Below are 26,468 nucleotides of genomic sequence, written 5' to 3' on the forward strand. Positions count from 1 at the left end.
CGTCGTGCCCGGTGTCGTCCCGCTCGTCGTCACCACTCGCCTCCTTCGCCCGTGCGACGCAGCCGCTCGCACAGCGCCACCACGGTCGCGGTCAGCACCGCGAGCACCACGGACGCCGCGAGCGCCCGGCCGTACGAGTCCGCTCCCGGGCGTCCGATGAGCCGGAAGATCACCACGGGCAGCGTGGGCGAGTCGGGCCGCGCGAGGAACGACGTCGCGCCGAACTCGCCCAGCGACGCCGCGAACGCGAACCCCACCGCGAGCCCGCCGGCGCGCAGCGCGAGCGCACCGTCGACGGTGCGCAGCACGCGCCCCGGTGCGGCACCGAGCGTCGCGGCGGCCTCGCGCAGGCGCGGGTCGATCGCGCGCAGCACCGGCAGCACGGTACGCACCACGAGCGGCACGGCGACGACCGCCTGCGCGACGGGCACGAGGAGCGGCGAGCGGCGCAGGTCGAGGTCGAGGCCGAACGGCTCGTGCATGGACAGCAGGAACCCGAACCCGACGGTCACGGCGGACACGCCGAGCGGGAGCATGAACAGCGCGTCGAGGCCGGAGATCGCGCGCCGCGCGACCGGCCGACGCGGCCGCCGGGACACCACGAGCGCGACGAGCCCGCCGACGACGAGCGCGAGGACCGTCGCGTCGACGGCCGTCCGCAGCGAGGTCGCCGCGGCCTGCCACACCGACACGGTCACGCCGCCGCTCACGGTGGACAGGGCGACGTAGTGGTCGAGCCCCCAGCCGTCCCCCACGCGCAGCGAGCGCACGACGAGGTTGACGAGCGGGAGCGCGAGCAGCACGACGACGAGCGCGGTGACCGCCGTCGCGCCGCGGACCAGCGCGAGGCCGTCGTCGCGCGGCTCACCGGCGCGGCGCCGCAGCCGCAGCGGGCGCACCACGAGGTCGGGCTCGGCCAGGGTCAGCGCCTGCTCACGACGCCCGCGCGCGCGGCCCGCGACCAGCAGCGCACCGGCGACGACGACGAGCTGGACGACCGACAGCACCGACGCGGCCCGCAGGTCGAGGAACTGCGTGGTCTGCACCCAGATCTCGGTCTCGATCGTGCCGAACCGCAGGCCACCGAGCACCAGCACCGTGCCGAACGCGGTCGCGCTGAACAGGAAGACCAGCGACGCGGCGGAGACGATCGCGGGCGCGAGCGCCGGGAGCGTGACGGTGCGCAGCGCGCGCCAGGGGGTCGCGCCGAGCGCGCGGGCCGCCTGCTCGGCGCGCGGGTCGAGCCGCTCCCACAGCCCGCCGACGCTGCGCACCACGACCGAGTAGTTGAAGAACACGAGCGCGGCGACGATCGCCGCGAACGTCCCGTCGAGGTGCAGGAAGCCGAGCGGGCCGCCCTCGACGAGCAGCGACCGGAACGCGACGCCGACCACGACCGTGGGCAGCACGAACGGCACCGTCACGAGCGCCCGAACCACGCCGCGCCCCGCGAACCGGTGCCGGTACAGCACGTACGCGCCGGGCACGCCGAGCAGCACCGCCAGGACGGTCGCGACCCCGGCCTGCGCGAGCGTCTGCCCGACGATCCGCCACGTGCGGGGTCGCGAGAACACGTCGGCGAACCCCGACAGGTCGAGATGCCCGTCGACGACGAACCCCCGACCCACCATGACCGCGACCGGGTAGGCGAAGAACGCGACGAGGAACGCGAGCGGCACGACGACCGCGACCGTCCACGCCGCGCCCCGCCCCAGCCGACCGCCGCGCCCGGCGCCACGACTCGACGAGCCATGACCCGACGGGCTGTGACCCGACGGGCCCCCGGGCACGCCGAGCGGCGCGCCCCCGCGGGGTACGCGTCGGGTCGAGGCGACGGAGGTCGCGCGGGTCGAGGTCATGTCAGCCCGGTCAGCCGATCACGGTGTCCGACCACGTCGTGAGCCACAGGTCGCGGTTGGCCGCGATCTCGGCGGGCGCGACCTCGAACGGGTTCTCGGCGAGCGGCGCGAAGCGCGTCCACTCGTCGGGCAGCTCGACCGCCGAGCTCACCGGGTACATGTACATCGAACCCGGGATGTCGGCCTGGACCTCGTCGGACAGCAGAAAGTCGATCAGGGCCTGGGCACCGGTCGGGTTCTGCGCGCCCGCGAGCACGCCGGCGTACTCGACCTGACGGAAGCACGTGTCGAGGAGCGCCGCGGTGGTCGGCTCGGTGCCGCCCTCCGGCACGGTCGAGGGCGGCGAGCTCGCGTACGAGAGCACGACCGGGCGCGGGCCCTGGCCGCCACCGCCGGAGAAGTCGGTGAAGTACGCGTCCGACCAACCGTCGGCGACCTTGAGCCCGTTGGCCTTCAGCGCGGTCCAGTACTCGGGCCACGCGGCGCCCTTCGCGCCGACCGTGGCGAGCAGGAACGCGAACCCGGGCGACGACGTGACCGCGTTGGGCACGACGAGCAGGTCCTTGTACTCCGGCTTCGTCAGGTCGTCGAGCGAGGTCGGGGCGGCGAGCTCGTGCTCGGCGAACCACGACGTGTCGACGTTGAGGCACACGTCGCCGAAGTCGATCGCCGTGAGCGCGCCGTCGTCGTCCCCCTCGACCGCGAAGCCCGCGGCGTCGGCCGCCGCGTCGCCGCGCGCGGTGTACGGCGCGAGGACGCCCTCGGTGATCGCGCGCGACGCGAACGAGTTGTCGATGCCGAACACGGCGTCGCCGAGCGGCGCGTCCTTGGTCAGCACGAGCTGGTTGACCAGCGCGCCCGCGTCCCCGGGCTGCACGACCTCGACGTCGATCCCCGTCTCGTCGGTGAACGACTCGAGCAGGCCGTCGGACAGCACGAACGAGGCGTGCGTGACGAGGGTGACGGTGCCGCCGGTGGTCGCGCCCGCGTCGGGCGAGGCCGTGGCGTCGGTCGCGGGCTTCGGCTCGTCGCTGCTCGTCAGGGAGCAGCCCGTGAGGGCGAGCGCGAGGGCCGTGCCGAGGGCGGTGCTGAGGGTCAGGGCGCGCGTGCGGCGCCGGTGCGAGGTGGGTCCCGCCATGGGTGATGCTCCTCCTTGGTCTGCAGGAGGGGTGCCCCGGGGCGACGCCGACCCGCGGTCGACGACGACCACGGAGCTGAGATTCCCGACTCCCTACGCCGGTATCACCCGGATCAGGTTCGAGGGTCTGCGGTTGGTCCCGCACTCTCAGCGTCCCGGCCGCGGATCCTCGTCGAGCCCTGGGCTCGGCGCGGGGACCTCGGCCTGACGCTCCCCTGTCGTTCGTCGTCGATCGTACCCGCGCGCGGCGGTGCCCCGGGCCGGAGGCAGGCGGGGCGGCCTGCCTCCGGCCCGGAGGTCAGCGTCGTCGTGCGAGCACCACCGCGGCGCCGCCGCCCAGCAGCAGGAGCACGGCGAGCAGCGCGAGCAGCCCGGCCTCGGTCCCGGTCACCGCGAGCGGCTTCGCGTGGACCGGCACCGTCACCGAACCGGTGTTGTTCTCCGGGTCGGAGTCGTCCGCCGCGCTCGTGACCGACGCGGTGTTGGTGACGGTGCCGACGGCGGCCGAGGACACCAGCACGCTCAGCCGGATGTCGAGCGACTCACCCACGTCGAGGCCGTCGAGCGTGCAGGTGACCTTCTGACCGTCGGCAGCGCACGCCGCGCCACGCGCGGTGTCGAACGTCAGACCCGCGGGCAGGACGTCCGTGACCGTGACCGGGCCGGGGTCCGGGGTCGGGCCGGCGTTCGTCACGGTGAGCACGTAGGTGCCCGACGAGCCGACCTGCAGCACGTCCCCGTCGAACGTCTTGGTCAGTCGCAGGTCGACGAGCGCGGCGAGCTCGAGCGCGTCGTCGTCGGTCGCCAGCGAGATCCCGTCGGCACCCGGCGTCGAGGAGTGCACCTCGACCACGTTGACGACGCCCGGGAACGCAGCCGCCCCGACCAGCACGTCGATGTCGATCGTAGGTGCCGTGACGCCCGGCGCGAGCGAGTCGGTCGTGCACAGCACGGGGGTGCCGTCCGCGGCGAGGTCACCCACCACGCAGCGCCACACGGAGTCGTCCGCCCGCACGCCCGTGACCCGCAGTGACGCGGGCACCTGGTCGAGCACGGTCACGTCGGCCGCGGCCGACGGACCCGCGTTCGACACCGCGAGGTGGTACGTCAGGGTGCCGCCCACGCGTCCCTCACCGCTGTGCGTCTTCACGACGGACAGGTCGGCGTGCGTCCCCAGCTCGGCCGAGACCGAGTCGGTGTTGTCCGCAGGACTCGGGTCGGGCGTCGAGGACGTCACGGTCGCGGTGTTGACCACGTCCCCGGTGAGCGACGCGTCGGCGACGACCTCGAGGTCGAGGTGCACGAGCGCGCCGGACGGCAGGGGACCGTCGAGCTCGCACTCGACGAGCGTCGTGCCCGAGCACTGCCACGCGCCCGACGACGAGTCGAGCAACCGCCCGAACGTCAGGCCGGTCGGCAGCGTGTCGGTCACCACGACGTCCCGCGCGTCCGACGGGCCGAGGTTCGTCACCTGCAGGCGGTAGACGCCCGTGGCGCCCGCGACCGGTGCGGTCACGACGCTCTTGACGAGCGCGAGGTCGGCGGACGCGCCGGGCGTCACCGTCGCGTCATCGGTGTCCGGCTCGGAGCCCGTGCCCCCGGCCCCGCCGCCTCCCCCGCCCGGCGCGGCCTGCGGCGTGCGGCCGGGCTGGACGGTCGCGACGTTGACCAGGTCACCGGTCGCGCTGCTGCGGACGGTCGCCGTGACCGTGAGGTCCGGCGCCGGGCCGACCGGGAGGTCGCTGTCGCGCTCGCACGTCACGGTGCCGTCGTCGGTCGTGCACGCCCAGCCGGGGCCGGACGCGGTGGCGTCCCGCACGTCAGCCGGGAGCTCGTCGACCACGACGATCGGTGCGGTGGCGTCCGCACGGGACGTGGACGGCCCGTGGTTGGTGACGGCCACGCGCCAGGTGATCGTCTGGCCCGCGACGACGTCCGCCGGGTCCGTGACGAGCTCCTTGACGAGGCCGAGGTCGGCGACGCCGGTCACGGTCACGTCGTCCGTCGCGACGTCGTCGAGCGTGGCGTCGGCGGGCTGGCCCGTCAGGCCGGGGGTCACGACGGCGCGGTTCGTCACGGTGCCGTCGAGGTCGGCGTCGAGGAGCACGGGGACGGTGACCGAGGCCGTCGCGAGCGCGGCCAGCGTCGTCGGACGCGTGCACTCGACCACCTCGTGCGTCGCCGTCCCCACGGCCACCGGCGTGCCGGCGACGCACGTGAAGCCGCCCCCGGTGATCGGGTCGGAGTCGTCGAGCACGACGCCCACGGGCAGCGTGTCCCGCACGACGATCGGGTCGGCCGCGGTGGCCCGCGAGTCCGACGGGCCGCCGTTGGTCACGGTCAGGGTCCACGCGAACGGCTCACCGGCGACGGCCGTGCCCGTGTGCGTCTTGGTCAGGCCCAGGTCGGCGGACGTCGTGATCTCGACGTCGGCCGTGTCCGGGTCGGAGTCGCCCGACAGCGGCGAGGACGCGATCGCCGAGTTCGTCACCGTGCCCGGGTCGGCCGCCGCGGACACGACCGCCACGATCCGCAGCGTCGGGGCGTCGGCGTGCGCCGCGAGGCCGACGGTCCCGTCGCCGAGCGTGCAGGTGACCTCCTGGTCGTCGTCGTCGCAGACCCACGCGGGAGACCCGGTGGTCGACGACGAGTCGAACGTCAGGCCGGCGGGCAGCGTGTCCGTGACCGTCACCGGGCCGAGCACGTCGGACGGGCCGTCGTTCGTCACGACGAGCCCGAACGCGGCGGTCTCGCCGGCCCGGACGGTCGCGGCCTCGGCGGTCTTGACGATCGACAGCGTCGCCTCGGTGTCCACCGTGATCGTGGCGTCGTCCGAGTCCGTCGTCGGGCCGGAGCCGTCGACGTCGGGCGTCGTGGAGGACGCGGTCGCGGTGTTGGTGATCGTCACGCCGTCCGCGACGCCCGAGCGCACCCGGGCGACGACCGAGATCGTCACCGGACCGTCGGACTCGAGCAGGTCACCCAGCACGCAGCGGACCTCCTGCCCGGTGATCGTGCAGGTGCCGTCGGCCCACGACCCCGAGACGGGCGCGAGTCCCGCAGGGAGCGTGTCGACCACGGTCGTCGCGGCGGCGACCGAGGGTCCCGCGTTCTCGACGACGAGCGTGTACGTCACGCCCGTCGCGTCACCCGCGACGACGGTGGCGGCCGAGGCCGTCTTCGTGATCGACAGGTCGGCCTCGCGCACGATCACGACGTCGTCGCTCGCGGTGTTGCTGTGCGTGTCCGCGCCCTCGTCGAGCGTCGGGGGTCCCGCGACCGTGGCGGTGTTGGTGATCGTCGCGGCAGCGGCGGTCGCCGGCACGAGCACGGGGATCTCGATCTCCCACGTGCCGTTCTTCGCCAGCCCGCCGGTCAGGGTGCACGTCACCGGCTGGGCGCCCGACGGCTTCGTCGTCCCGACGGTGCACGTGCCGCCGTCGGGCGTCGGGGCGCCGTCCAGCGGCAGCCCGGCCGGGACGTCGTCGGTCACGACGATCGGGCCCGGTGCGTCCGACGGGCCGTGGTTGGTCACGGTGAGCGTGAACGTCGTGCCGGTCCCCGCGCTGACCGTCGGGTCCGGGTGCGTCTTGGCCAGGCCCAGGTCGGCGTGCACCGTGGCGCCCGTGGACACGTCGTCGGTGTCCTGGTCGTCCAGCCAGTCGGAACCGACGACGGCCTCGTTGAGGATCGCGCCGGTGCGACCCGAGGCGATCGACACGTCGAACGTGAAGGTCGAGGCCGCCGCGGCGCCCACGCCGAGCACGTCGCCGAGCTCGCACGTCACCGACGTGGTCCCGGTGCAGGTCCAGTCGTCGTCGGAGTCGACACCCCCGGCGTAGGTCAGGCCGGTGGGCAGGTCGTCGGTCACGACGACGCCACGCGCGACGGACGGTCCCGCGTTGCTCACCGTGATCGCGTACGTCCCGGTCGACCCGGCGACCAGGTCGCCGACGATCGTCTTGGTGATCGTGAGGCTCTCGGCGTGCGTGATCGCGGTGCTCGTCGAGTCCTCGTCGTCGTACGTGTCCGCGCCCTGGCCGGTCACGGGGGTGACCTCGGCCTGGTTGACGAGCGGACCGTCGGCGGCCACCAGCGACGCCGAGACGCGGCCCGTGACCTCGACGGAGAACGACGCCCCGCTCGCGAGGTCGCTCGTGCGCGTGCAGGTCAGCGTCCCGCCGCTCGGCGCGGTGCAGCTCGCGCCGCTCGGGACGACGCTCGTGACGCTCACGCCCGCGGGCAGGGCGTCACTCACCACGATGGGCGTCGCGAGCGAGGCGCGCGAGACCGACGGGCCGCGGTTGGTCACGGTGACGACCCACGTGGCGAGTGCGCCCGCGTCGACGGACGACGGACCGGTCTTGACCAGCTCGAGGTCGGCGACCGTCGTGACGGTGGCCGTGCTGGTGGCGGAGTCGTTGCTCGGGTCGGGGTCGTAGGTCGCCGCGGTCACGGTCGCCGTGTTCGACGCGGTGGTGCCGGACGCGACGCCGGACGTGACGCTCGTCGTCACCGTCAGGGTCACCGACGCGCCCGAGGCCAGGGGCGCGCTGAGCGTGCAGTCCTGCGCCGGGGACGTGGCGGTCGACCCGGGCGCTGCGACGCACGTCGCGCCGGTGCCCGCGATCGAGACGAACGTGACGCCCGTCGGCAGGGGCCCCATCGCGTCGTGCACGACGACGCCGACCGCCGGGTCGGGCCCGTTGTTCCTGACGGTGACGGTCCACGTGTTCGTCGAGGTGCCCGCGACCCACGTCGAGGCGGTCTTCGTGACGGACAGGTCCGCGGCGTGCAGGCGCGCCGTCGCCGAGCCGCCGGTGCCGAGGTACGTGCCGTCACCGTCGTCGTACGAGTCGCCACCCACGGCATCGGTCACGTGCGTGACCGCGACGGTGTTGGTGTGCGCCACGGCCGAGCCCGACGACGAGGCCGCGGCCGACGTCGGGGTCGCCCGGTAGCGCAGCGTGGCCGTGCCGCTCGCCGCGAGGCGCGTGCCGGTCGGCAGCACGTTCGACCAGACGAGCGTGCTCGTGCCCGTCGGGTCGTCCAGGTCGACCGCGGTGCCCGCGCCGACCTGGATCGTCGCGCTGTCCGCGACGTACTGCCAGCCGGTGGGCAGGGTGTCGGTCACCTCGACCGACTCCGCGGGCGCGGTCCCGGCGTTCGTCAGGGTGACGGCGTAGGAGACCTCCTGGTCGACGACCACCGGGTTCGCGGTCGTCTGCGACTTGGTCGCGTTGACGCGCGGGAACTGCGGCGTGACGCCGGCGGTCGCGGCGACGGTCGGCCCGTACGTGCGTCCGTCCGTCGCGAGCGACGACCACGACGTGGCGCGCGCCGAGTTCGTCAGCGCCGCACCGGTCAGCGAGTCAGCGGGCGCGAGCCGCGCCGGGAAGGTGTAGGTCACCGACGCGCCGCTCGCGAGCGTCGGGGCGGTCCACGTGACGGTCCGGGCGCTCGCGTCCCACGTCCCCCCGCCGACGGTGTCGCCGTCGACCGCGGGCACGTTCGAGGCGGTGAGCGGGACGACCCCCTGCGGGACCGTGTCGACGACCGTGACCGCGTGCGCGGTGACCGCGCGGCTCGTCGCGGTGGAGCCCGAGGCCGTGACCGTGTAGGTGAAGGTCTGGCCCGGCTCGACCGTCGCGTCGTCGACGGACTTCGCGACCGTCACGAGCGGCTCACGGATGGCGACGGAGGCGGTGCCCAGCGTCGGGGCTCGGTCGAAGCTCGTCGTGCTGGTCACCGTGCGCGTCGCGTCGGTCTGGAACCAGCCGACGCCGAACGCGTTCGGCGCGCTGCTCCCAGCCGCCAGCGCGCCCGCCGGGTCCACCGTCGAGGCGAGCTCGATCGTGATGGTGCGCTCGGTGGCGATCGCGGCGAGGTCCCCCAACGGCCACACGAGGCGTGTGCTGCTCCCGGAGGACCCCGTGATCGGCGTCCCCGCACACGTGGTCTGCCAGGTGGTGTCACCCCCGGTGCACGTGATCGTCGCGCTCGCCAGGTCGGGAGTGAGCCCCGCCGGCAGGACGTCGATGACGGCGGCGTCGTAGTAGTTCGCGTTCGCGGGGAGTCTCGCCACGAGGGTCCACGTGACGTCCTGGCCGGGAACGGCCCAGCTGACGTCGCTCGTCTTGGTGCCCGTGGGGCTCGCGAGCTGCACCGTGCCGGTGTCCGTCGCGGACAGGACGCGCTCGGCGGTGGCGTCGTTCGCGCCGTCGGCGAGAGTCGAGGCGGTCACGGTGGCGGTGTTCACGAGCGACGCGCTGCCGCCCGCGTCGATCGGGATGACGGCCTGGTACTCGATCGAGGTCGAGCCCGACGAGAGCACGTCACCGACCGCCCAGGTGATCTGCGTGCGGTTGGTCGCGCACGGCGAGCCCGTGCCCGCCGCCGACGTCAGGCCAGCGGGCAGCGGCGTCACAGGGGTCATCCCCACGGGCAGGCAGTCGACGACGACCGTGTCGTGCGCCGGGGGCCGGTTGGTCGCGGTCTGCGCGGCGGTGAGGCGGTAGGTGATGGTCTGCCCGGTGCCCACGGGAAGCGGGTCGACGGGCGCACCCGAGCCGTTGAGCGGCGACTTCGTCACCGAGACGGTCGGCAGGACGACGGTGGCCGCAGCCGACGCGGTGCCGCGCAGCACGTCGGTGGTCGCCGCCGCGGTGTTCCGGCTGCGGAGCTCGGCGGTGTTCGTCAGCGTCGAGCCGTGCGTGTTCCCGGCGGCGTTCGCGACGCGCGCGGTGACCGTCACCGACACGGTCCACGCGGTCGTGCTCGGGTTCGTGTACACGGGCGGCAGGGACAGCGCGCCCGTCGTCGTGTCCAGGCACGCGACGCCGGCCAGTGGCGCGCACGTCCCGCCGGAGCCCGAGCTGTAGGTGCTGACCGTGGCACCCGGCACGCTGGAGCTGACGACCGTGAGGCCCGTGAGCCGACCGCCGGTCGGCAGCGTGTCGGTCAGCGCGCCGCGGAACACCGTCGTCTTGGCCGGCACCGTCGCGGAGTACGTGTACGTGACGGTCTCGCCGACGGTCGCCTGGGTGGCGGCGTTGTTGCCCGCCTCGGTGACCGAGGTCGAGTCGATCGTCTTGCCGACGACGCTGCCGGGCAGGAAGACGGACGCCGACGCGTTCGCCGCGGGGGCGTTCGGTGCGGTCGGGTCGGCCAGCGAGCCGCTGGGCTGGTAGACCGCCGACGTCGCGCCCGCGCGGCCGTCCGTCGTCGGCACGGTGTAGGCGACGATCGAGGCGTTGTTGGTGTGCGACGACGAGATCGACAGCGGCGACGGCACGCGCACCTGCACGTCGTACGTGACCGTCTCACCCGCGGTGAGCAGCGAGTCCGCGCCGAGCGCGGTCCCGGAGAGCGTGACGCGCAGGACGGAGCGGCCGGTGGTCGACGTCGTCGCGCCGGCGGCGCACGTGACACCCGCGGTCACGACGTCCGCGCACGTGAAGCCCGTGGGCAGGGCGTCCCACAGCTCGACGGAGTCGACGGGGTGGTCGCTCGCGTCCGCCGCCGTGCCCGCGTGCGCCACCGACAGGCGGTAGGTGACGACCTCTCCCTCGTACGTCCGCTGGTTCGCCGACGTGCCGGACTCGGCCGTCACGGTCTTGGCCAGGGTGAGCGGCGCCGCCGGGGCGACCGCGAAGTCGACCTGCGTGCGCTGCGCCGCGACACGGTTGTCGGCGTCGCGCCAGCGCATCTTCGCGAGGTTGCCGAGGATGTCCTTGCCGCTCGGCTGGGTGTCCGTGACGCGCGCGACCACCTGGAACGTGGCGGAGCCGGCGGCCGGCAGGTACCGCGCCGAGCCGATCGTGTCGCCGATGGTCCACGCGGGCTGGCCGGGGGTCTGGGTGATCGTGAACGCCGACGAGGTCGCGGCGACGCGCGCGTCGACGAACTCCGTGCCCACCGGCACGAAGTCGCGCAACGAGACGTCGCGCAGCGCGACACCCGTCGCCGCCTCGAGCGTGATCTGGAAGCAGACGAGGTCGCCGAGCCGCACGACGGGCTGCGCGCTCGTCGACCACAGGGGGCTCGTCACCGCGGGGCACGAGGCCGCCCCGGCGATCGCGGATCGGGACGCGTTGGGCCACACCTGCTTGACGAGCGTCGGGCCCTTCGACGAGACCGACGCGGACGACCCGTTCTCGACCGGCTCCGCGCCGGTCTCGGGCGAACCGCTGACCGGGGTCGTCGTCGCCGTGAGCGACGCGGAGTTCGTGAACGTCTCACCCGTCGCGGTCGGCGAGCCGTCGGCGTGCGTGCTGCGCATGAACGCGTCGTACCTGACCTGCGCGGTCGCGTTCGCCGCCACGTCGGGCACCTGGAACGTGAGGGTCGTGGTGCCGTCGGCGTGCATGACGGCGCTCGTGAGCGTCGCGCCGACGACCGCGCGCCGCGGCAGTGCGGTGCAGTCGGCGGGCCAGCCCGCGGGCACGGAGAAGCCGATCGGCAGGTAGGCGCACATGCCGTCGGGCAGGGTGTCCGTGACGACGATCGTCGACGCGTCCGTGTACTGGCCGACCCGCACGTCGAGGGTGAAGCGCGTGCTGTTGCCGCCCGTGAAGCTGCTGGCGTCGGCCGACTTCGCGAGGGCGACGTCGAGCACCTGGACCGTGTGCTCCGCGCTCGCCGAGGCGGCGCGGTCGCCCGCCGACGCCACCGCGCCCTGGTAGGTGCCGGTCACGTCGACCGTGTTGGTCGCGGCCGTCCCCGTGGGCTGCTGACGCAGCGACGGGCCGTCGAACTGCGAGGTGCCCGGGTTCAGCTCGGTGTAGCCCGCGGCGGCGCGGTACCGGATGGTCGTCGTGCTCCCGGCGGCCAGGCTCGGGAACGCCCACCCCACCACGGTGTGCGCGCCGGACGCGTCGGACTGCACGCTCTGGCCCGTGAACGTGGCGCACCCACCCGGCGCGCTGACGGACTCGCAGCCCAGGAAGTGCAGCGCGGCGGGCAGCACGTCGCGCACCACGACGTCACTGACGGGGCCCGACGGCGCGACGCGCACCGTGAGCGTGTACTCCGTCTGCTGGTCCTCGAGGCCGCGCAGCAGCTCGCTCTCGGACGACGGCTCGGACTTGGTGATCTCGAGCGGCGAGACGCGCGTCTGCGCGGTGTCGCTCGCGCTCGCGTCGGCGACGTGCGTGACTCCGCTCGTCGCGACCGTCACCTTGGGGACGATGCGCTCGTCGGCGCTGCCCAGGACGCGGCTCGGGACGACGACGGTGCTGCCCGCGGGGAAGCGCGCCTCGTCCAGGTCGAGATCGAAGCCGAGGGACGCCACGCCCCCGGCGGGCAGGTCGGTGACGTTGGACCAGACGAGGACCCAGTACGACGAGCTCGGGTCGGCGGGGTTCGGGACGACCTGCTGCGCGGTGGGCTCGCCGGGCGCGCCTGGGCCCGACGCGGGCGTCGCGGAACCCGCGACGTAGGTCGCACCGGGAGGCAGGGTCGCGACGAACGTGAGGTTGTACGCGATGTCCGCCGCCGCGCCCGTGTGCTCGGCCCGCAGCGCGATCGTCGCGTCCTCGCCCGCGAGCACGCTCGCGGGCGTCGCGCCGTGCCCGAGGCTCAGCGTGCCGGTCGCCGCCTGCGCGGGCGCCGCGGTGACGACCCCGGAGGCGACCGTCGCGACGGCGCCGAGCCCCAGGACGAGTGCCAGGGACAGGAGCGCCGCGATGCCGCGGCTGGGGGTGCGATGGCGCACGCTGACCTCCGAGAGACGTAGTCTCCGGGAGCGTAGAGGCGCGTTGTTGCAGGTCAGCGGCCAGAACCGGGACGGTTCCCGACGAAGCGTCACAAAAAGCGGCGCGCGCGTCCCACGAGTTGGACACTTGTTCATGTCGCTCCCGCGCGCGTTCACCCGATCGTGCGCGGTAGCGTCGGCGTCCATGGCAGACAAGCCCTCCACGCCGATGCTCGCGAAGCTCGTCGGCCTCGCCGCCGCCGGCCTCGCGGCCTGGGTCGCCACCCAGGTCGTCAACCAGTCCTGGCAGGCCGCGCGCGGTCACAAGCCCCCCAAGGCCGAGGACCCGGGCGACGCCCGGCTCAGCGAGATCGTCGTCGCCGCCGCGCTGACCGGCGCCGCGGTGTCCATCGCCCGGACCTTCGCGACGCGCGGCACGGCCAAGTTCGCGGCACGCGCCAAGAGCGACCCGAACCTGCCCGACCTCACGCGCTGACCGGCGCGCGCGGCGTCCGGTCAGGCGCCGGTCTCGCCGGCCCTCGACCGCGCGCCCGCGCCCGTCGGCGCGCGCCGGCCGGTCGTCGCCCGGTCGTCAGGGACGCAGGTCCGGCGCCTTCGTGATCCCGAAGACCTCGCGCATCGCGCGGCGCGCCGCGAACCACCCGCCCAGCCCGTGCACGCCCGGGCCGGGCGGCGTGGACGACGAGCACAGGTACACGCCCTCGCGCCCCGTCGCGTACGGGTCGGGGCGCATCGTCGGACGCGCGAACATCTGCCGGATCGAGACCGCGCCCGCCGAGATGTCTCCGCCGACGTAGTTCTGGTTGTGGTGCGCCATCTGTGCCGCGGGCACGCAGCGGCTCGCGACGACGACGTCGCGGAACCCCGGCGCGTACTGCTCGATGTGCGCGGTGACGGCCTCGGTCACGTCGACGTCCGACCCCGCGGGCACGTGCGCGTAGGACCACAGGGGGCGCAGCCCGCCGGACTCGCGCGTCTCGTCGACCACCACCGGGTCGCTCACCAGCGTCATCGGACGCTCGGCGTGCCGACCGGCCGCGACGTCCGCCTCCGCGGCGGCCATCTGCGCGCGCGTCCCGCCGACGTGCACGGTCCCCGCCCGAGCGATCTCCGGATGGGTCCACGGCACCGGACCGGACAGCACGAAGTCGACCTTCGCGGCCCCGTCGCCGTACCGGAAGGAGCCGAGCGCCCGACGAGCCCGCGCGGGCAGCTCGTCGCCGAGCACCTCGATCACCGTGCGCGGCGTGGTGTCGAACAGGTAGGCGTGCGCGTGCGGCAGGTCCGCGACCGTCCGCACCGGCTGCTCGGTCAGCACCCGACCGCCGTGCGCCTCGAGGTCGGCGCGCAGCGCGTCGGTGATGGCGCGCGAGCCGCCGCGCGGGATCGACCAGCCCTCGCCCGCGTGGGCCAGCGAACCGAGCAGGAGCGCCGTGCCCGCGGCCGCGAACGACGGCAGCGGCGTGATCGCGTGCGCCGCGACGCCCGTGAGCAGCGCGGGCGCGACGTCGCCGGTGAAGCGGCGGTCCCAGGCGCGCGTGCCCTGCTCGAGCACCGCCAGGCCGAACGCCGCGGCGGTCGGGACGCCGCGCGGCACCAGCCCGGGCGGCAGGCTGCGCTTGTCGCCCAGCGCGACGCGCACCACGTCCTGCCAGTGCTCCGAGAGCCGCCCGACGAGCGAGCGCCACGCCGGCCCGTCGGCGCCGAGCCCCTCGACCGTGCGGTCCAGGTCGCGGTACGCCAGGCCCGCGCGGCCGTCCGCCAGCGGCTGGGCGTACGAGATCTCGGGCGTCAGCAGCTCGACCCCCCGCGCAGCCAGGTCGAACCCGCGGAAGAACGGCGACGCCCAGGCCATCGCCTGCACCGCGGAGCAGATGTCGTGCACCACCCCGTCGGCCAGGCCCAGGTCGAGCGTGCGCGCGCCGCCGCCGATCGTCGGCTGCGCCTCGAGGACCGTGACGTCGAGGCCGGCGCGCGCGCAGGTCACGGCGGCAGCCAGCCCGTTGGGGCCCGCGCCGACGACGACGACCTCCGTGTGTCCCTCGCCGTGCCCGCGCACGCTGCCTCCCGCTGAGTGTCTGCTGACGCCGCCCGGCGTCTGCCGCGTGCGACGTCCGAGCCCGTCGTCGCTCCCACGGCCATCCAACCACCGGCTGCAGGGCACCGACCGGTCAGCGGGCGGAGTGCACGCGCTCCATCCGGTCGTGCAGCCGGATGACCGGCACGTCCCACAGCCGCAGGTCGTGGTCGGTCCGCCACGTGCCCTCGTCGTCCGCGTCCACCGGAACCGCTCCCCGATCCGCACCTGCCGGCCCCACCCCCGTCGCCCCCCGTCGCCCCCGGTCGAACCCCCGCCGACCCAGCGCCCACTCCGGCTCACACCCGGCTTGGCCGGAGCAACCCCTGTCTCGCCCACCCCCCGACGACCCAGCGCCCACTCCGGCCAAAGCCCGGCGCAGCCTGAGCAACCACTGTCTCGCCTCACGACCCCCAGCCGACACAGCGGCCGCTCCGGCCAAGGGGCGGCTTGGGCTGAGTGACCGCTGGCTCGCGCGGGGTGAGAAGCGGTCCGCGGGGTGGGGGCGGTCTGGCAGAGTTCCGGTCGGGGGCGGCGGTCCCTCGTCGGGAGGCACGGAGAGTCATGCGGGACGCGGGGGCGTCGTCGGGCGAGCGGTCCGACGACGGGACGGTGCAGGTGGCGGACGTCGACGGGCGCCGTGAGCGGCGGATCGCGCGCGCGGTCACCTGGGGCACGCTCGGTGTGGTGCTGCTGGGCGCCGCGGCCGAGATCGAGGCGTGGCCGGTGACGTCGTTCCGGCTGTTCAGCACCGTGCGCACCGCCGACGGCGCGACCACGAGCCTCGTCGCGATCCGCCCCGACGGCTCGCAGGTGACGGTCCGCCTGCCCGACGACCAGGTGCTGGCGACCACGAGCCACCAGCTCGTCGACCTGCGCCACCAGTCCGCGCACCAGCAGCACGCCGAGGCGGTCGCGTGGCTGCACGTCGCGGGCCTCGACCCGGACGACTACGTCGCGGTCGCCGTCGACCGGTCGGCGTGGACCATGGACCCGGTCACGCGCGAGCGCGAGGTGCACGGCACGACCCGGCTCGTGGAGGTCCCGCTGTGACGACGACACCGGCGCCCACCCCGACCGGCACCACCACGCCGGCACCCGCCGACGGCGGCCGCGTCGCCCGGTTCGTGCGCGGCATCGACGCACGCCTGACCGCGCCCGGTCCGGGCTTCCGGCTCCTCGAGGTCCACACGCTCGTCGCGCTCGTGATCGGGCTGCGCCTGGTCGCGCGGGACTGGAGCGCCATCGCCGAGCGGCCCGCGGCGCTCACCGACGGGCTCACGTTCGTCTCGTGGCTCCCCCCGCACGTGCCCGACCGCTTCCTCGTCGCGCTCGCGGTGATCGGCGTCGGCGGGGTCGGGCTGGTGGTCGCGCGGCGCCGTGCGCAGCTCGGGTTCGTCGTCGCGTGGACCGCGTACGCGGTGCTGTGCGCGCTGTGGGGCTCGTCGGGCAAGGTCATGCACAACGACGTCATGACGGTCTGGGTGGGGTTCGTGCTGCTGTTCGCACGCGTGCCTCGACGCGGGCAGGACGACGAGCGCACGGTCGCGTTCGGGTGGCCGCCGCGCGCGGCGCTGGCCGTCCTCGCGGTCGTCTACTGGCTGACCGGCGTGCAGAAGCTGCGGCACTCGGGCATCGAGTGGGCGCTGTCGGACAACATGTCCTGGATCCTGCGGCAAGGCGGGGACGCGCCCGCGTCCGGGCTCGGGCACTGGGTCGCCGATCACGTGCTGATCGCGGGCGCGCTCGCGACGGGTGCGCTGCTGCTCGAGCTCACCGCGCCGGTGTGGCTCGCGTGGCGCAGGACGCGCGCGCCGTTCGCCCTCGCCGTGGCCGTGATGCACACGAGCATCTGGCTGTTCCTGGGGCTCGACTACTCGGCATGGGTGCTCACGGCCGCGGCCGTCGCGGTGCCGATGAGTCTGGCTCCTACTCGGCGTCTGGGTGATTTCAGGGGGTTTGGCACCATTTCCGGGCGTGGTTAATCGTTGAAGTTGGACGTGTCACCACAATTCACCCGCCAAGATGCCTCGCAACGGATGGCCCCCTGCCTCCCGTGACCGCCGCACTTCCCATGCACCGCTGCGAGGCGCCATGTCTGTGCTCTCCGCCTGCGACGTCGTCGCTCGCGCAGGAACGTCCGCCGAGCTCCTGGGCGCCCATCTCGAGGTCGCCGAGGGCGAGGCCGTCGCGCTCCTGGGCCCACGCCGCTCGGGCACGACGACGATGCTGCAGTGCCTCGCGGGGCTCGCCCAGCCCGAGTCCGGGCGCGTCCGCCTCGACGGCGTCGACCTCACCGGTCTGCGGCCGCACGAGCTCGCCGCAACCCGCCTGCGCTCGCTCGGGCTGGTCTTCCCCGGCGACGAGCTGCTCCCCGAGCTGACCCTCGTCGAGAACGTCGAGCTCCCCCTGCTGCGGATCGAGATCCCCGCCGACCTCGCGCGGGAGCACGCCGCGGCGCTGCTCGGCCGGCTCTTCGTCGGCGCCGGGGCGTACCGCGTGCCGTCCGCCGTCTCGGTCGGTCAGCGGCAGCGCACGGCCGTCGCGCGCGCGCTCGTGCACCAGCCGCGCGCGGTCCTGGCCGACGACCCCACGTCCGGGCTCGACTCGTGGCACGCGCTCGCGCTGTTCGGACTGCTCGTCGCCGCAGCGCGCGACGCGGGGGTCGCGGTCGTCGTCGCGACGCACGACCCGGAGCTCGCCGAGCTCGCCGACCGCGTCGTCGAGCTCAAGGACGGACGGCTCGTCGCCCGCCCGTCGGCGCGGACCTCGATCCGCTGAGGCCGGGCACGCCGGCGGGGCTCACTCCTCGTCGCGTGTCCGGGCCTCAGCCAGGTCGCGAGTCAGCTCGTCGGCGACCAGCAGGTCGCTGCGCACCTTGCCCGTGCGGTAGCCCGCCCGGCCGACCATGTGCGCCGCGACCGGCGCGGTGAGCAGGCCGAACACAGCGACGAGCACGAGCGCCCACACCGCACCGCCCGACCGCAGCCGCAGGCCCAGCCCGACGAGCACCAGGATCAGTCCGAGCACCTGCGGCTTGGTCCCGGCGTGCATGCGCGCGAGCAGGTCGGGGAACCGCAGCACCCCGACGCCCGCGGCGAGCACGAAGAACGAACCGCCCAGCATGCAGATGACCGACGCGACGTCCGCGGCCGTGTCCCACGCGCTCATCGGACCTCCCCCTCCGCCGAGCCGCCGTGCTCGGACCAGTCGAGGCCCGCCCGCAGCTCGGCCTCCTCGGCCTCCCGCCGCGCGGCCTCCTCGGCCGCGACCTCCTCACGCGTGCGGACCCGGCCCTCACCCTTGGGCTCGACCGCCGCGAAGCGCGCGATCGTCACGGACCCCACGAACCCGACGAGCGACAGCACGACGAGCACGGGCACCACGTCGGTGCGCCGCTGCGCCGCCGCGTACAGCGCGAACGCCGCGATCACCGCGGTCACCGTGACGTCGAGCGCGATGGTCCGGTCGAGCATCGACGGACCCTTCTCGGCCCGCACGATCGCGAACCCCGCGCCGATCGTGATCATCACCGCGCACACCACCACGACCCACGTCATGAGCGGACCCCCGTCGGGCTGGTCAGGAGGCCCGCCGCACGCAGCTCGGCGTCGGACCCGAACGCGCGCAGCACGCGCTCCTCCTGGTCGAGCACGGCCTGGCGCGCGGCCTCGATGCCGCCGGCCGCCTCGACGTCGAGCACGTGCAGGTAGAGGCGCCCCGTGAGGCGGTGCGCCTCGACGACGAGTGAGCCCGGCACGAGCGAGCACAGCTCCGCGACCATCGTCAGGTAGAGGTCGGAGTGGCTGCGCAGCTGAACGCCGATCACGGCGCCGCGCGGCGTGTAGCGCGGCCGCAGCGCGATGAACGCGACCTCGAACGACGCGCGCACCAGGTCCCACGCGAACCGGCCGAACAGCCTCACGACGCCCCACGGCCGGACCCGGCCGTGGAAGTCGACCGGCGTCATCCGCAGCCCGAGCGTGACGAGCAGCGCGAGCACCACGCCCGCGAGCACGTTCGCGAACGTCAGGTCGCCCCACAGGAACACCCAGACGACGGTCAGCCAGACGACCGTTCCCCAGGGCAGTCGCCGCGCGCGGCGTGCGTGCAGGCTCATGAGTCGTCACCCGCCTCGTCGGCCGGGGGCGGTGGGGTCTGGTCGTCCTCGCTCAGGTCGGCCGACTCGCCCTCGCCTCGCAGGCCGTCGGGCAGGACCGCCCAGACGTAGGTGGTGCGCAGCGTGAGCGCGCTCGCCGCGCGCTCGGTGTACGCGTACAGCGGGCCCGCGGCGAACGTGAGCCCGAGCCCCACGGCGATGAGCGCGGCAGTCGGGCCGACCATCCCGAACGGCAGGTGCACGGGCCGCGGCTCGTCCTGCGGTGTCTGCCAGAACGCCTTGTTCCACGCCTTGACCAGCGCGTACAGCGTGAGCAGGGAGGTCACGACCGAGCCCACGACGAGGATGTAGGCCAACGGGGTGCCGGCGTCGACGCCTGCCTGCAGCAGGCCGAGCTTGCCCAGGAACCCCGACAGCGGCGGGATCCCGCCGAGGTTCATCGCCGGGACGAAGAACAGGATCGCGAGCACCGGCGCGACCTTCGCCAGGCCGCCCAGGCGCGTCAGCGACGTCGAGCCGCCCACGCGCTCGACGAGCCCCACCACGAGGAACAGCGCGGTCTGCACGGTGATGTGGTGGACCACGTAGTAGATCGCCGCGGTCCACCCGGCCTGCGAGGACAGCGCGATGCCGAACAGCATGAACCCGATGTGGCTGACGAGCGTGAACGACAGCAGACGCTTGATGTCGTCCTGCGCGACGGCGCCGAGGATCCCGACGAGCATGGTCGCGAGCGCAGCCCACATGAGCACGTCGTCGAGCTCACCGCCCGGGAAGAGCAGCGTCTGCGTGCGGATGATCGCGTACACGCCGACCTTGGTGAGCAGGCCCGCGAACACCGCGGTGACCGGTGCGGGCGCGGTCGGGTAGGAGTCCGGCAGCCACGCGGACAGCGGGAACACGGCCGCCTTGACGGCGAACGCGAGCAGCAGGAGCACCTGCAGCGTGAGGCGCGTGCCCGGGTCGATCTCCGGCAGGCGCAGCGCGAGCTGGGCCAGGTTGACCGTGCCGGTGGTGGCGTACACCGCGGCGATCGCGACGAGGAAGAGCACCGACGAGAGCAGCGCGACGACGATGTAGATGGTCCCCGCGCGGATCCGGTCGCGCGTGCCGCCGAGCGTGATGAGCACGAACGAGGCCGCGAGCAGGATCTCGAACCCGACGTAGATGTTGAACAGGTCGCCCGAGAGGAACGCGTTCGCGACGCCCGCGGCCAGCACGAGGAACGTCGGGTGGTAGATCGAGACGGGCGCGGACTCCTCGTCGTCGTCCCGGCCCTGCGCGAGCGAGTAGAGCAGGACGCACAGCGTCACGGCCGACGAGACCGACAGCATGAGCGCCGAGAGCCGGTCGGCGACGAGGTTGATCCCGACGGGCGCGGCCCAGCCGCCCACGTCGACGACGAGCGGGCCGTCGTCGGCCAGCACGAGCAGCGTGACCGAGGACAGCAGCACGAGCACGAGCGCGGTCACCGAGACGATCGGCTGCACGCGCGGGCGCCGCCACAGCGCGAGCGTGAGGCCCGCGCTGAACAGCGGGATGACGACCGGCAGCGGCACCACCCAGGTCCAGTCGCTCACGGTGCCACCTCCTTGTCGCGCTGCTCGTCGTCCGGCCGGGCCTCACGGACCAGGCCGTCGTCCACCTCGTCGCGGGCCTCCTCGGCCTCCTCGTCGAGCGACTGGAGCGTCGCCTCGGTGTCGGCGTCCGTGAATGCGCGCTCGTCGATCGCCGCGAGGCGCGCGATGCGGCGGTCCTCGACGTCGTCCTGCACCTCGTCGTGCCGATGCAGCTGCCAGGACCGGTACGCCATGGCGAGCAGGAACGCCGTCATCCCGAGCGTGATGACGATCGCGGTCAGCACCATCGCCTGCGGCAGCGGGTCGGACATCTGCCGCTCGTCCTCGAGCCCGACGATCGGTGGCCGCCCCGCACGCCCACCGGCCACGAGGAACAGCAGGTTCGCGCCGTTGCCGAGCAGGATCACGCCGATCAGCACGCGCGACAGCGACCGTTCGAGCACGAGGTAGACGCCCGCGGCGAAGAGCACCGCGATCGCGACGACGAGCGTGAGGTTGGGCGCCATGTCGATCATCGCGACGCCCCCTCCTCGAGGCTCGGCAAGGTGCCGTCGAACGGCGGGTCCTCGCCGATCTCCGCACGCCGGTCGAGCTCCGCGCCGAGCGAGCGCAGGATGTCGAGCACGAGCCCGACGACGACGAGGTACACGCCGATGTCGAAGAAGAGGCTCGTCACCAGGTGCACGTCGCCGAGCAGCGGCAGGTGCAGGTCCACGATCCACGAGCGCAGCACCGAGCCGCCGACGAGCAGCCCGCCGAGCCCGACACCCGCCGAGAGGAACAGGCCCGTGCCGAGCAGCACGCCGGGCTGCACGGGTGCCGCCTCGCCGAGCTCGTAGCGGCCGCCCGCGAGGTAGCGCACGGTCAGCGCAATCCCCGTGACGAGGCCCGCCGCGAACCCGCCGCCGGGCTGGTTGTGCCCACTGAACAGCAGGAACACCGAGTAGACGACCATCGTGTGGAACAGCAGCCGCACGACGACCTCGAAGATCACCGACCGTCGCTGCGGGGCCAACGTCGACCCCGCGCGCAGCCACTCGCGGTTCGTCGTCGGCGCGTCGATCCGCGCCTGGTCGGTGCCGCGGCGCAGCGCCGCCATGGGGTCGGCACCCGCCCACACGGCCCGCTCGGGTGCCGCGTCCCGCGCCCGGAAGATCTGCCCGGTGCGCCGCGAGAGGAAGACGAGCGACGCGACACCGGTCGCCGCGACGAGCAGCACCGAGATCTCACCCATGGTGTCCCACGCGCGGATGTCGACCAGCGTCACGTTGACGATGTTCTTGCCGCCGCCCCAGCCGACCGCCTCCTCGGCGAAGTGCTCCGTGACGGGTGCGTGGATGCGCGCCGACGGCGCGACCAGCGCGATCCCCGCGACCGTGAGTCCCACGGCCAGGCCGATCGCGAGCCGCAACCAGCGGGAGGCGACGAGGGGACGGTCGGAGAAGTACGGCGGGATGCGGCGCAGCACCAGCACGAACACGACGAGCGTGACGGTCTCGGTGAGCACCTGCGTGAGCGCGAGGTCGGGCGCGCCCTGCAGCAGGAACAGCCCCGCCACCGCGTACCCGCCGATGCCGAGCAGGATGACGGCCTTGAGACGCCGACGGGCGCGCGCGACGAGCACGGCCGACGCGATCGTCGCGCCGGCGAACACCAGCTGCGCGGGGTGGTCGAACACCCGCACGTCGTCGGGCCACGCACCGCCGACGAGCAGGCTCGCTCCGACCCCGACCACGAAGACGACCAGCACGAGGCCGACGTACAACGGAAGCGAGCCTCGCTGCGTGGCCGCGGTGACGTCCGCCGCGACGTCGTCGAGCCGGCGCATGAAGCGGCGGTAGATGCGGTCGGCGTCGGGGCCGCGGTAGGTCAGGCGCGCCTGCAGCGTCTCGATGCGCTCCCGCACCGCGAACAGGGCGGCACCGGCGCCCAGGATCACCAGCGTCAGCGCGAACGTGGGCGTGAACCCCGCCCACAGCGCGAGGTGACCGGGCTCGCCGAGACCCAGCGTGTCCGCGTACGGGTCGAGCAGGTGCTCGCCGAGCTGCGGCAGCAGTGCCACGGCCAGCCCGAGCACGCCCAGGATCATCGCGGGCCACACGAGCAGCAGCGAGGGGTGGGAGATCGCGGCGGGCTCGGCGTCGGGCTGCGTCGCGACACGGCTCGTCGAGCCGGGGCTGCGCGCGCCGTCCGCCTGCGTCGCGACGGCCTCGTGGGCGATCGCCGACTCCGGGACCACTGCCTTCTTCGTCGCGAACGCGCCCCACCACAGCCGCAGGCCGTACGCGACCGTCAGCACCGACCCGATCGCGACGCTGACCAGGACGATCAGCCCGACGGCGTTGTCCTCCAGGTGCTCGATCGCCTCGAGCCCGGCCTCTTTGGCCACGTACCCCGCGAACGGCGGCAGGCCGATCATGCTCGCGGTGCCGAGCGCACCAGCGAGCGCCGTGAGCTTGAGCTCGCGGCCCACACCGGACAGCCGCCGCAGGTCACGCGTGCCCGTGGCCGCGTCGATCACGCCGACGACGAGGAACAGCGTCGCCTTGAACATCGCGTGCGCGCCGAGCATCGCCAGGCCCGCCAGCGCGGTGGCGCGCGTGCCGAGGCCGACGAGCAGCGTGATGAGCCCGAGCTGGCTGACCGTGCCGAACGCGAGCACGAGCTTGAGGTCGTGCTGACGCAGCGCGCGGTACCCGCCGAGCAGCAGCGTCCCGCAGCCGAGCACGACGATGATCCACCGCCACAGCTCGTGCTGCGAGAACGCGGGCGCGAACCGTGCGACCAGGTAGACGCCCGCTTTGACCATGGCCGCCGCGTGCAGGTACGCCGAGACGGGCGTCGGCGCGGCCATCGCCGCGGGCAGCCAGAAGTGGAACGGCAGCAGCGCGGACTTCGTCGCCGCCCCCGCCAGCAGGCACGCGATCGCGGCGGTCGCGGCCGCGCCGCCGGGCGGGTGCGCGACGACCTCGCTCAGCCGGTACGTGCCTGCGGCCTCACCCAGCAGCACCACGCCGACGAGCATCGCGAGGCCACCTGCGGTGGTGATGACGATCGCCTGCATCGCGGCGCGGCGGCTCGCCTTGCGGTCGCTGTAGTGCCCGATCAGCAGGTAGGAGGTGACGGTCGTCAGCTCCCAGAAGATGAACATCAGGATCATGTCGTCGGACGTGACGAGCCCGAGCATGGCTCCCGCGAACGCGACGAACACGCCGCCGAACCGGCCGAGCCCCTGCGCCGAGACCGAGAAGTACGCCGCGCAGTAGACGAGCACGAGCGCACCGACCCCGCCGACGACGAGCGTCATCAGCCACGCGAGCGTGTCGAGGCGGAACGTCAGCTCGAGCCCGAGCGCGGGGATCCACTCGACGCTCTGCACCGGACCGTCACCGCGTTGGACCTGCGACGTCCAGCTCAGCGCCCAGACGGCGGCGGAGGCAGGGGCGGCGGCGAGGACCCAGAACGCCTTGCGTCCCCACAGCCGGACGAGCGTGGGCGCGACGAGGGCTGCTGCGAGGTGGACGAGGAGCAGCAGCAGCACGCGGTCGGACTCCGTCCTGTCGGGGCGCAACGAGGCCGTCCGAATCGTTCCGGTCGGCCACGAGACTGGGCGGGAGATCGGTCAAGACTCTACCAACCGGCATCCACGCATCCGCCTCCCGACCCCGAACCGTGACCACCCTCACGCACCGGTCAGCCATGTCCGCAGAACCGCCGACTGCTCTGCGCCGCCCACCGCACCGTGAACGACGCAGAGGGGCGGGCGGAGGGGGTGGGTAGGTTGTGCGGCGTGAACGGGGTGCAGTGGACCTGCCTGGTGCTCGTCGTCGTGGCGACGGTCGTCGGCGTGTGGTTGTTCGCCCGCGGGGCGACGACGATCACGCGCACCGTCGGCGTCGGCCGGCCCGCACCCGGGCGACTCTCGCCCGTGAGGCAGCGCCTGCGCACGCTCGCGCGCGAGGTGCTCGGGCACGGTCGGTTCCAGCACCGGCCCGTGGTGCGCGCGGCGCACTGGGTGGTCATGGTGTCGTTCCCGGTCCTCGCGGTGACGCTCGCGACCGGGTACGTGCAGGTCCTCGCGCCCAGCGCCGCGCTTCCGCTGATCGGGCACCTGTGGCCGCTCGAGTGGGCCGTCGAGCTGCTCGCGTGGACGTCGCTCGTCGGGATCGTCGCGCTCATCGCGCTGCGCCTGCGGATCCGGCCGCGTGCCTCGCAGCCGGCCGAGGTGCAGCGACGGTCACGGTTCTTCGGGTCCACGCAGTGGCAGGCGTTCTACGTCGAGGCGACCGTGCTCGTCGTCGTGCTGGCCGTGATCGTGCTGCGCGGGCTGGAGTACGCGCTCGCCGCGGACGCGGGCGAGGGCACGGCCTCGGCGCTGCACTTCCCGCTGACCGCGTGGCTCGGGCAGGCCTGGCAGGGAGCGACGACGAGCGCGCTCGAGACCGCGGTCGTCGTGACGGCCACGGTGAAGATCGTCGTGTCGATGACGTGGCTCATGGTGATCGGCCTGCAGCCGACGATGGGCGTGGCCTGGCACCGGTTCCTGGGCCTGGTCAACGTGTACGCGCGGCGCGAGCCCGACGGCGCGCCCGCGCTCGGCCCGCTGCAGCCGCTGACGCTCGCGGACGGCACGCCCGTCGACCTGGCTGCGCTCGAGGACTTGCCCGACGACGCGCGCCTGGGCGTCGGCGCGATCGAGGACTTCACCTGGAAGGGCCTCCTCGACTTCGCGACGTGCACCGAGTGCGGCCGCTGCCAGGACCAGTGCCCCGCATGGGCCACGGGCAAGCCGCTGTCCCCCAAGCTCGTGACGCTCGCGTTGCGCGACCACGCCGCCGCGACCGCGCCGTACCTGCGCGCACCGGACGGCACGCGGAACCTCGACGACGAGCACGCGGGCCTCGACCTGATCGGCACGGGCGTGATCGACGCCGACGCGTTGTGGGCGTGCACCTCCTGCGGCGCGTGCGTGCAGCAGTGCCCGGTGGACATCGAGCATGTCGACGCGATCGTCGACATGCGCCGCTACCAGGTGCTCATGGAGTCCGCGTTCCCCAAGGAGCTCGGCGGCACGTTCACCAAGCTCGAGCGGCAGGGCAACCCGTGGGGGCTGCCCGCCCGCGCCCGGCTCGACTGGGCCAAAGGCCTCGACTTCGAGGTGCCGGTGGTCGGAGCGGACGTCGAGTCCGCGGCCGACGTCGAGTACCTGTTCTGGGTCGGCTGCGCCGGGGCGTACGAGGACCGCGCCAAGCGCACGACGAGGGCCGTGGCCGAGCTCCTGCACGCCGCCGGGGTGTCGTTCGCGGTGCTCGGCGACGGCGAGACGTGCACGGGTGACCCGGCCCGGCGCGCGGGCAACGAGCTGCTCTACCAGATGCTCGCCGCGCAGAATGTCGAGGTCCTCAACGAGGTCGGCGCGCAGCGCATCGTCGTGACCTGCGCGCACTGCTTCAACACCATCAGCCGGGAGTACCCGCAGCTCGGCGGCCGGTACGAGGTCGTGCACCACACCGTGCTGCTGGACCAGCTCGTCTCCGACGGTCGCCTCACGCTGCTGCCCGCCGACGACGAGCGCACCGTGACCTACCACGACCCCTGCTACCTGGGCCGGCACAACCAGGTCTACTCCCCGCCGCGCGAGCTGCTCGGCGCGATCCCCGGCGTCCAGGTGACGGAGATGCCGCGCTCCGGCGCGGACGCGTTCTGCTGCGGCGCGGGCGGCGCGCGGGTGTGGATGGAGGAGTCGATCGGCACGCGCATCTCCACGGCGCGCGCGACCGAGGCGATCGCCACCGGGGCGGACGTCATCGCCACCGCCTGCCCGTACTGCACGGTCATGCTCACCGACGGCGTCGCCGCCGCCCACTCCACCGCCGAGACGGCCCCGTCAAGCTCGTCGGCGGAGATCGGCGTCCCCGAGGTCACAGACATCGCGGTCCTCCTCCGCGCCCGCCTCTCCACCACCCCCTGACCCGCGCG

15 protein-coding genes and 1 riboswitch are annotated in these 26,468 nt (G+C 74.0%); of the genes, 5 read left to right on the forward strand and 10 right to left on the reverse strand.

From position 1 onward, the window contains the following. Nucleotides 1–29: 29 nt before the first annotated feature. From CGE01nite_RS09420 to CGE01nite_RS09430, 3 genes are all read right to left on the reverse strand, one after another. Nucleotides 30–1,859 carry an ABC transporter permease gene (locus CGE01nite_RS09420; protein ID WP_141370505.1) on the reverse strand — a complete coding sequence of 610 codons (1,830 nt, stop codon included), beginning with the start codon at nt 1,857–1,859 and terminating at the stop codon, nt 30–32. 10 nt (nt 1,860–1,869) lie between these two features. After that, nucleotides 1,870–2,997 carry a thiamine ABC transporter substrate-binding protein gene (locus CGE01nite_RS09425; RefSeq protein WP_141370507.1) on the reverse strand — a complete coding sequence of 376 codons (1,128 nt, stop codon included), beginning with the start codon at nt 2,995–2,997 and terminating at the stop codon, nt 1,870–1,872. 73 nt (nt 2,998–3,070) lie between these two features. Beyond that, a riboswitch (TPP riboswitch) is annotated at nt 3,071–3,224 on the reverse strand. 71 nt (nt 3,225–3,295) lie between these two features. After that, nucleotides 3,296–12,712 carry a DUF7933 domain-containing protein gene (locus CGE01nite_RS09430; protein ID WP_141370509.1) on the reverse strand — a complete coding sequence of 3,139 codons (9,417 nt, stop codon included), beginning with the start codon at nt 12,710–12,712 and terminating at the stop codon, nt 3,296–3,298. Nucleotides 12,713–12,896: 184 nt separating this feature from the next. Here CGE01nite_RS09430 and CGE01nite_RS09435 point away from each other — a divergent pair, with 184 nt between their 5' ends. Next, complete coding sequence (locus CGE01nite_RS09435; protein WP_048344452.1) at nt 12,897–13,187, forward strand: DUF4235 domain-containing protein; 291 nt, start codon at nt 12,897–12,899, stop codon at nt 13,185–13,187. Nucleotides 13,188–13,283: 96 nt separating this feature from the next. Here the strand turns inward: CGE01nite_RS09435 and CGE01nite_RS09440 are convergent, their stop codons facing one another. Further along, a complete protein-coding gene (locus tag CGE01nite_RS09440) occupies nt 13,284–14,771 on the reverse strand; it encodes a phytoene desaturase family protein (protein WP_048344451.1) in 1,488 nt (495 codons plus the stop codon). A 582-nt stretch (nt 14,772–15,353) separates the two neighbouring features. Here CGE01nite_RS09440 and CGE01nite_RS09445 point away from each other — a divergent pair. From CGE01nite_RS09445 to CGE01nite_RS09455, 3 genes are all read left to right on the forward strand, one after another. Next, entirely contained in the window at nt 15,354–15,842 is a 489-nt protein-coding gene (locus CGE01nite_RS09445) for a hypothetical protein (RefSeq protein WP_141370511.1), read from the forward strand. Then, complete coding sequence (locus CGE01nite_RS09450) at nt 15,839–16,774, forward strand: hypothetical protein (RefSeq protein ID WP_229747601.1); 936 nt, start codon at nt 15,839–15,841, stop codon at nt 16,772–16,774. The genes CGE01nite_RS09445 and CGE01nite_RS09450 overlap by 4 nt, the downstream gene beginning before the upstream one ends. A 109-nt stretch (nt 16,775–16,883) precedes the next feature. Further along, nucleotides 16,884–17,570, forward strand: coding sequence for an ABC transporter ATP-binding protein (locus CGE01nite_RS09455; protein ID WP_170210934.1), 687 nt, complete (start codon nt 16,884–16,886; stop codon nt 17,568–17,570). A 21-nt stretch (nt 17,571–17,591) separates the two neighbouring features. On the opposite strand, the gene mnhG is transcribed toward CGE01nite_RS09455, so the two are convergent. Genes mnhG through CGE01nite_RS09485 form a run of 6 tightly spaced genes read right to left on the reverse strand, consistent with a single transcriptional unit; the run spans nt 17,592 to nt 24,030 of the window. Then, nucleotides 17,592–17,960: a monovalent cation/H(+) antiporter subunit G gene (gene mnhG / locus CGE01nite_RS09460; protein ID WP_048344448.1), complete on the reverse strand. Its 369-nt coding sequence runs from the start codon at nt 17,958–17,960 to the stop codon at nt 17,592–17,594. After that, nucleotides 17,957–18,349, reverse strand: a complete 393-nt coding sequence (locus CGE01nite_RS09465) for an MrpF/PhaF family protein (protein ID WP_048344447.1) — start codon at nt 18,347–18,349, stop codon at nt 17,957–17,959. The genes mnhG and CGE01nite_RS09465 overlap by 4 nt, the downstream gene beginning before the upstream one ends. After that, nucleotides 18,346–18,909, reverse strand: coding sequence for a Na+/H+ antiporter subunit E (locus CGE01nite_RS09470; protein WP_141370515.1), 564 nt, complete (start codon nt 18,907–18,909; stop codon nt 18,346–18,348). The genes CGE01nite_RS09465 and CGE01nite_RS09470 overlap by 4 nt, the downstream gene beginning before the upstream one ends. Further along, nucleotides 18,906–20,489: a Na+/H+ antiporter subunit D gene (locus CGE01nite_RS09475; RefSeq protein WP_048344445.1), complete on the reverse strand. Its 1,584-nt coding sequence runs from the start codon at nt 20,487–20,489 to the stop codon at nt 18,906–18,908. The genes CGE01nite_RS09470 and CGE01nite_RS09475 overlap by 4 nt, the downstream gene beginning before the upstream one ends. After that, nucleotides 20,486–21,004 (reverse strand): Na(+)/H(+) antiporter subunit C, encoded by a 519-nt coding sequence (locus CGE01nite_RS09480; RefSeq protein ID WP_141370517.1) that lies wholly within the window; start codon nt 21,002–21,004, stop codon nt 20,486–20,488. Before CGE01nite_RS09480 ends, CGE01nite_RS09475 begins: the two co-directional genes overlap by 4 nt. Further along, nucleotides 21,001–24,030 (reverse strand): Na+/H+ antiporter subunit A, encoded by a 3,030-nt coding sequence (locus CGE01nite_RS09485; RefSeq protein ID WP_141370519.1) that lies wholly within the window; start codon nt 24,028–24,030, stop codon nt 21,001–21,003. Before CGE01nite_RS09485 ends, CGE01nite_RS09480 begins: the two co-directional genes overlap by 4 nt. 249 nt (nt 24,031–24,279) lie before the next feature. Between CGE01nite_RS09485 and CGE01nite_RS09490 the strand changes: the two genes are divergently transcribed. Further along, nucleotides 24,280–26,460 carry a (Fe-S)-binding protein gene (locus CGE01nite_RS09490; RefSeq protein ID WP_141370521.1) on the forward strand — a complete coding sequence of 727 codons (2,181 nt, stop codon included), beginning with the start codon at nt 24,280–24,282 and terminating at the stop codon, nt 26,458–26,460. Nucleotides 26,461–26,468: the final 8 nt, after the last annotated feature.

Origin of the sequence: Cellulomonas gelida (genome assembly GCF_006538725.1) — a bacterium.
In the GTDB taxonomy this organism is placed as follows: Bacteria; Actinomycetota; Actinomycetes; order Actinomycetales; family Cellulomonadaceae; genus Cellulomonas; species Cellulomonas gelida.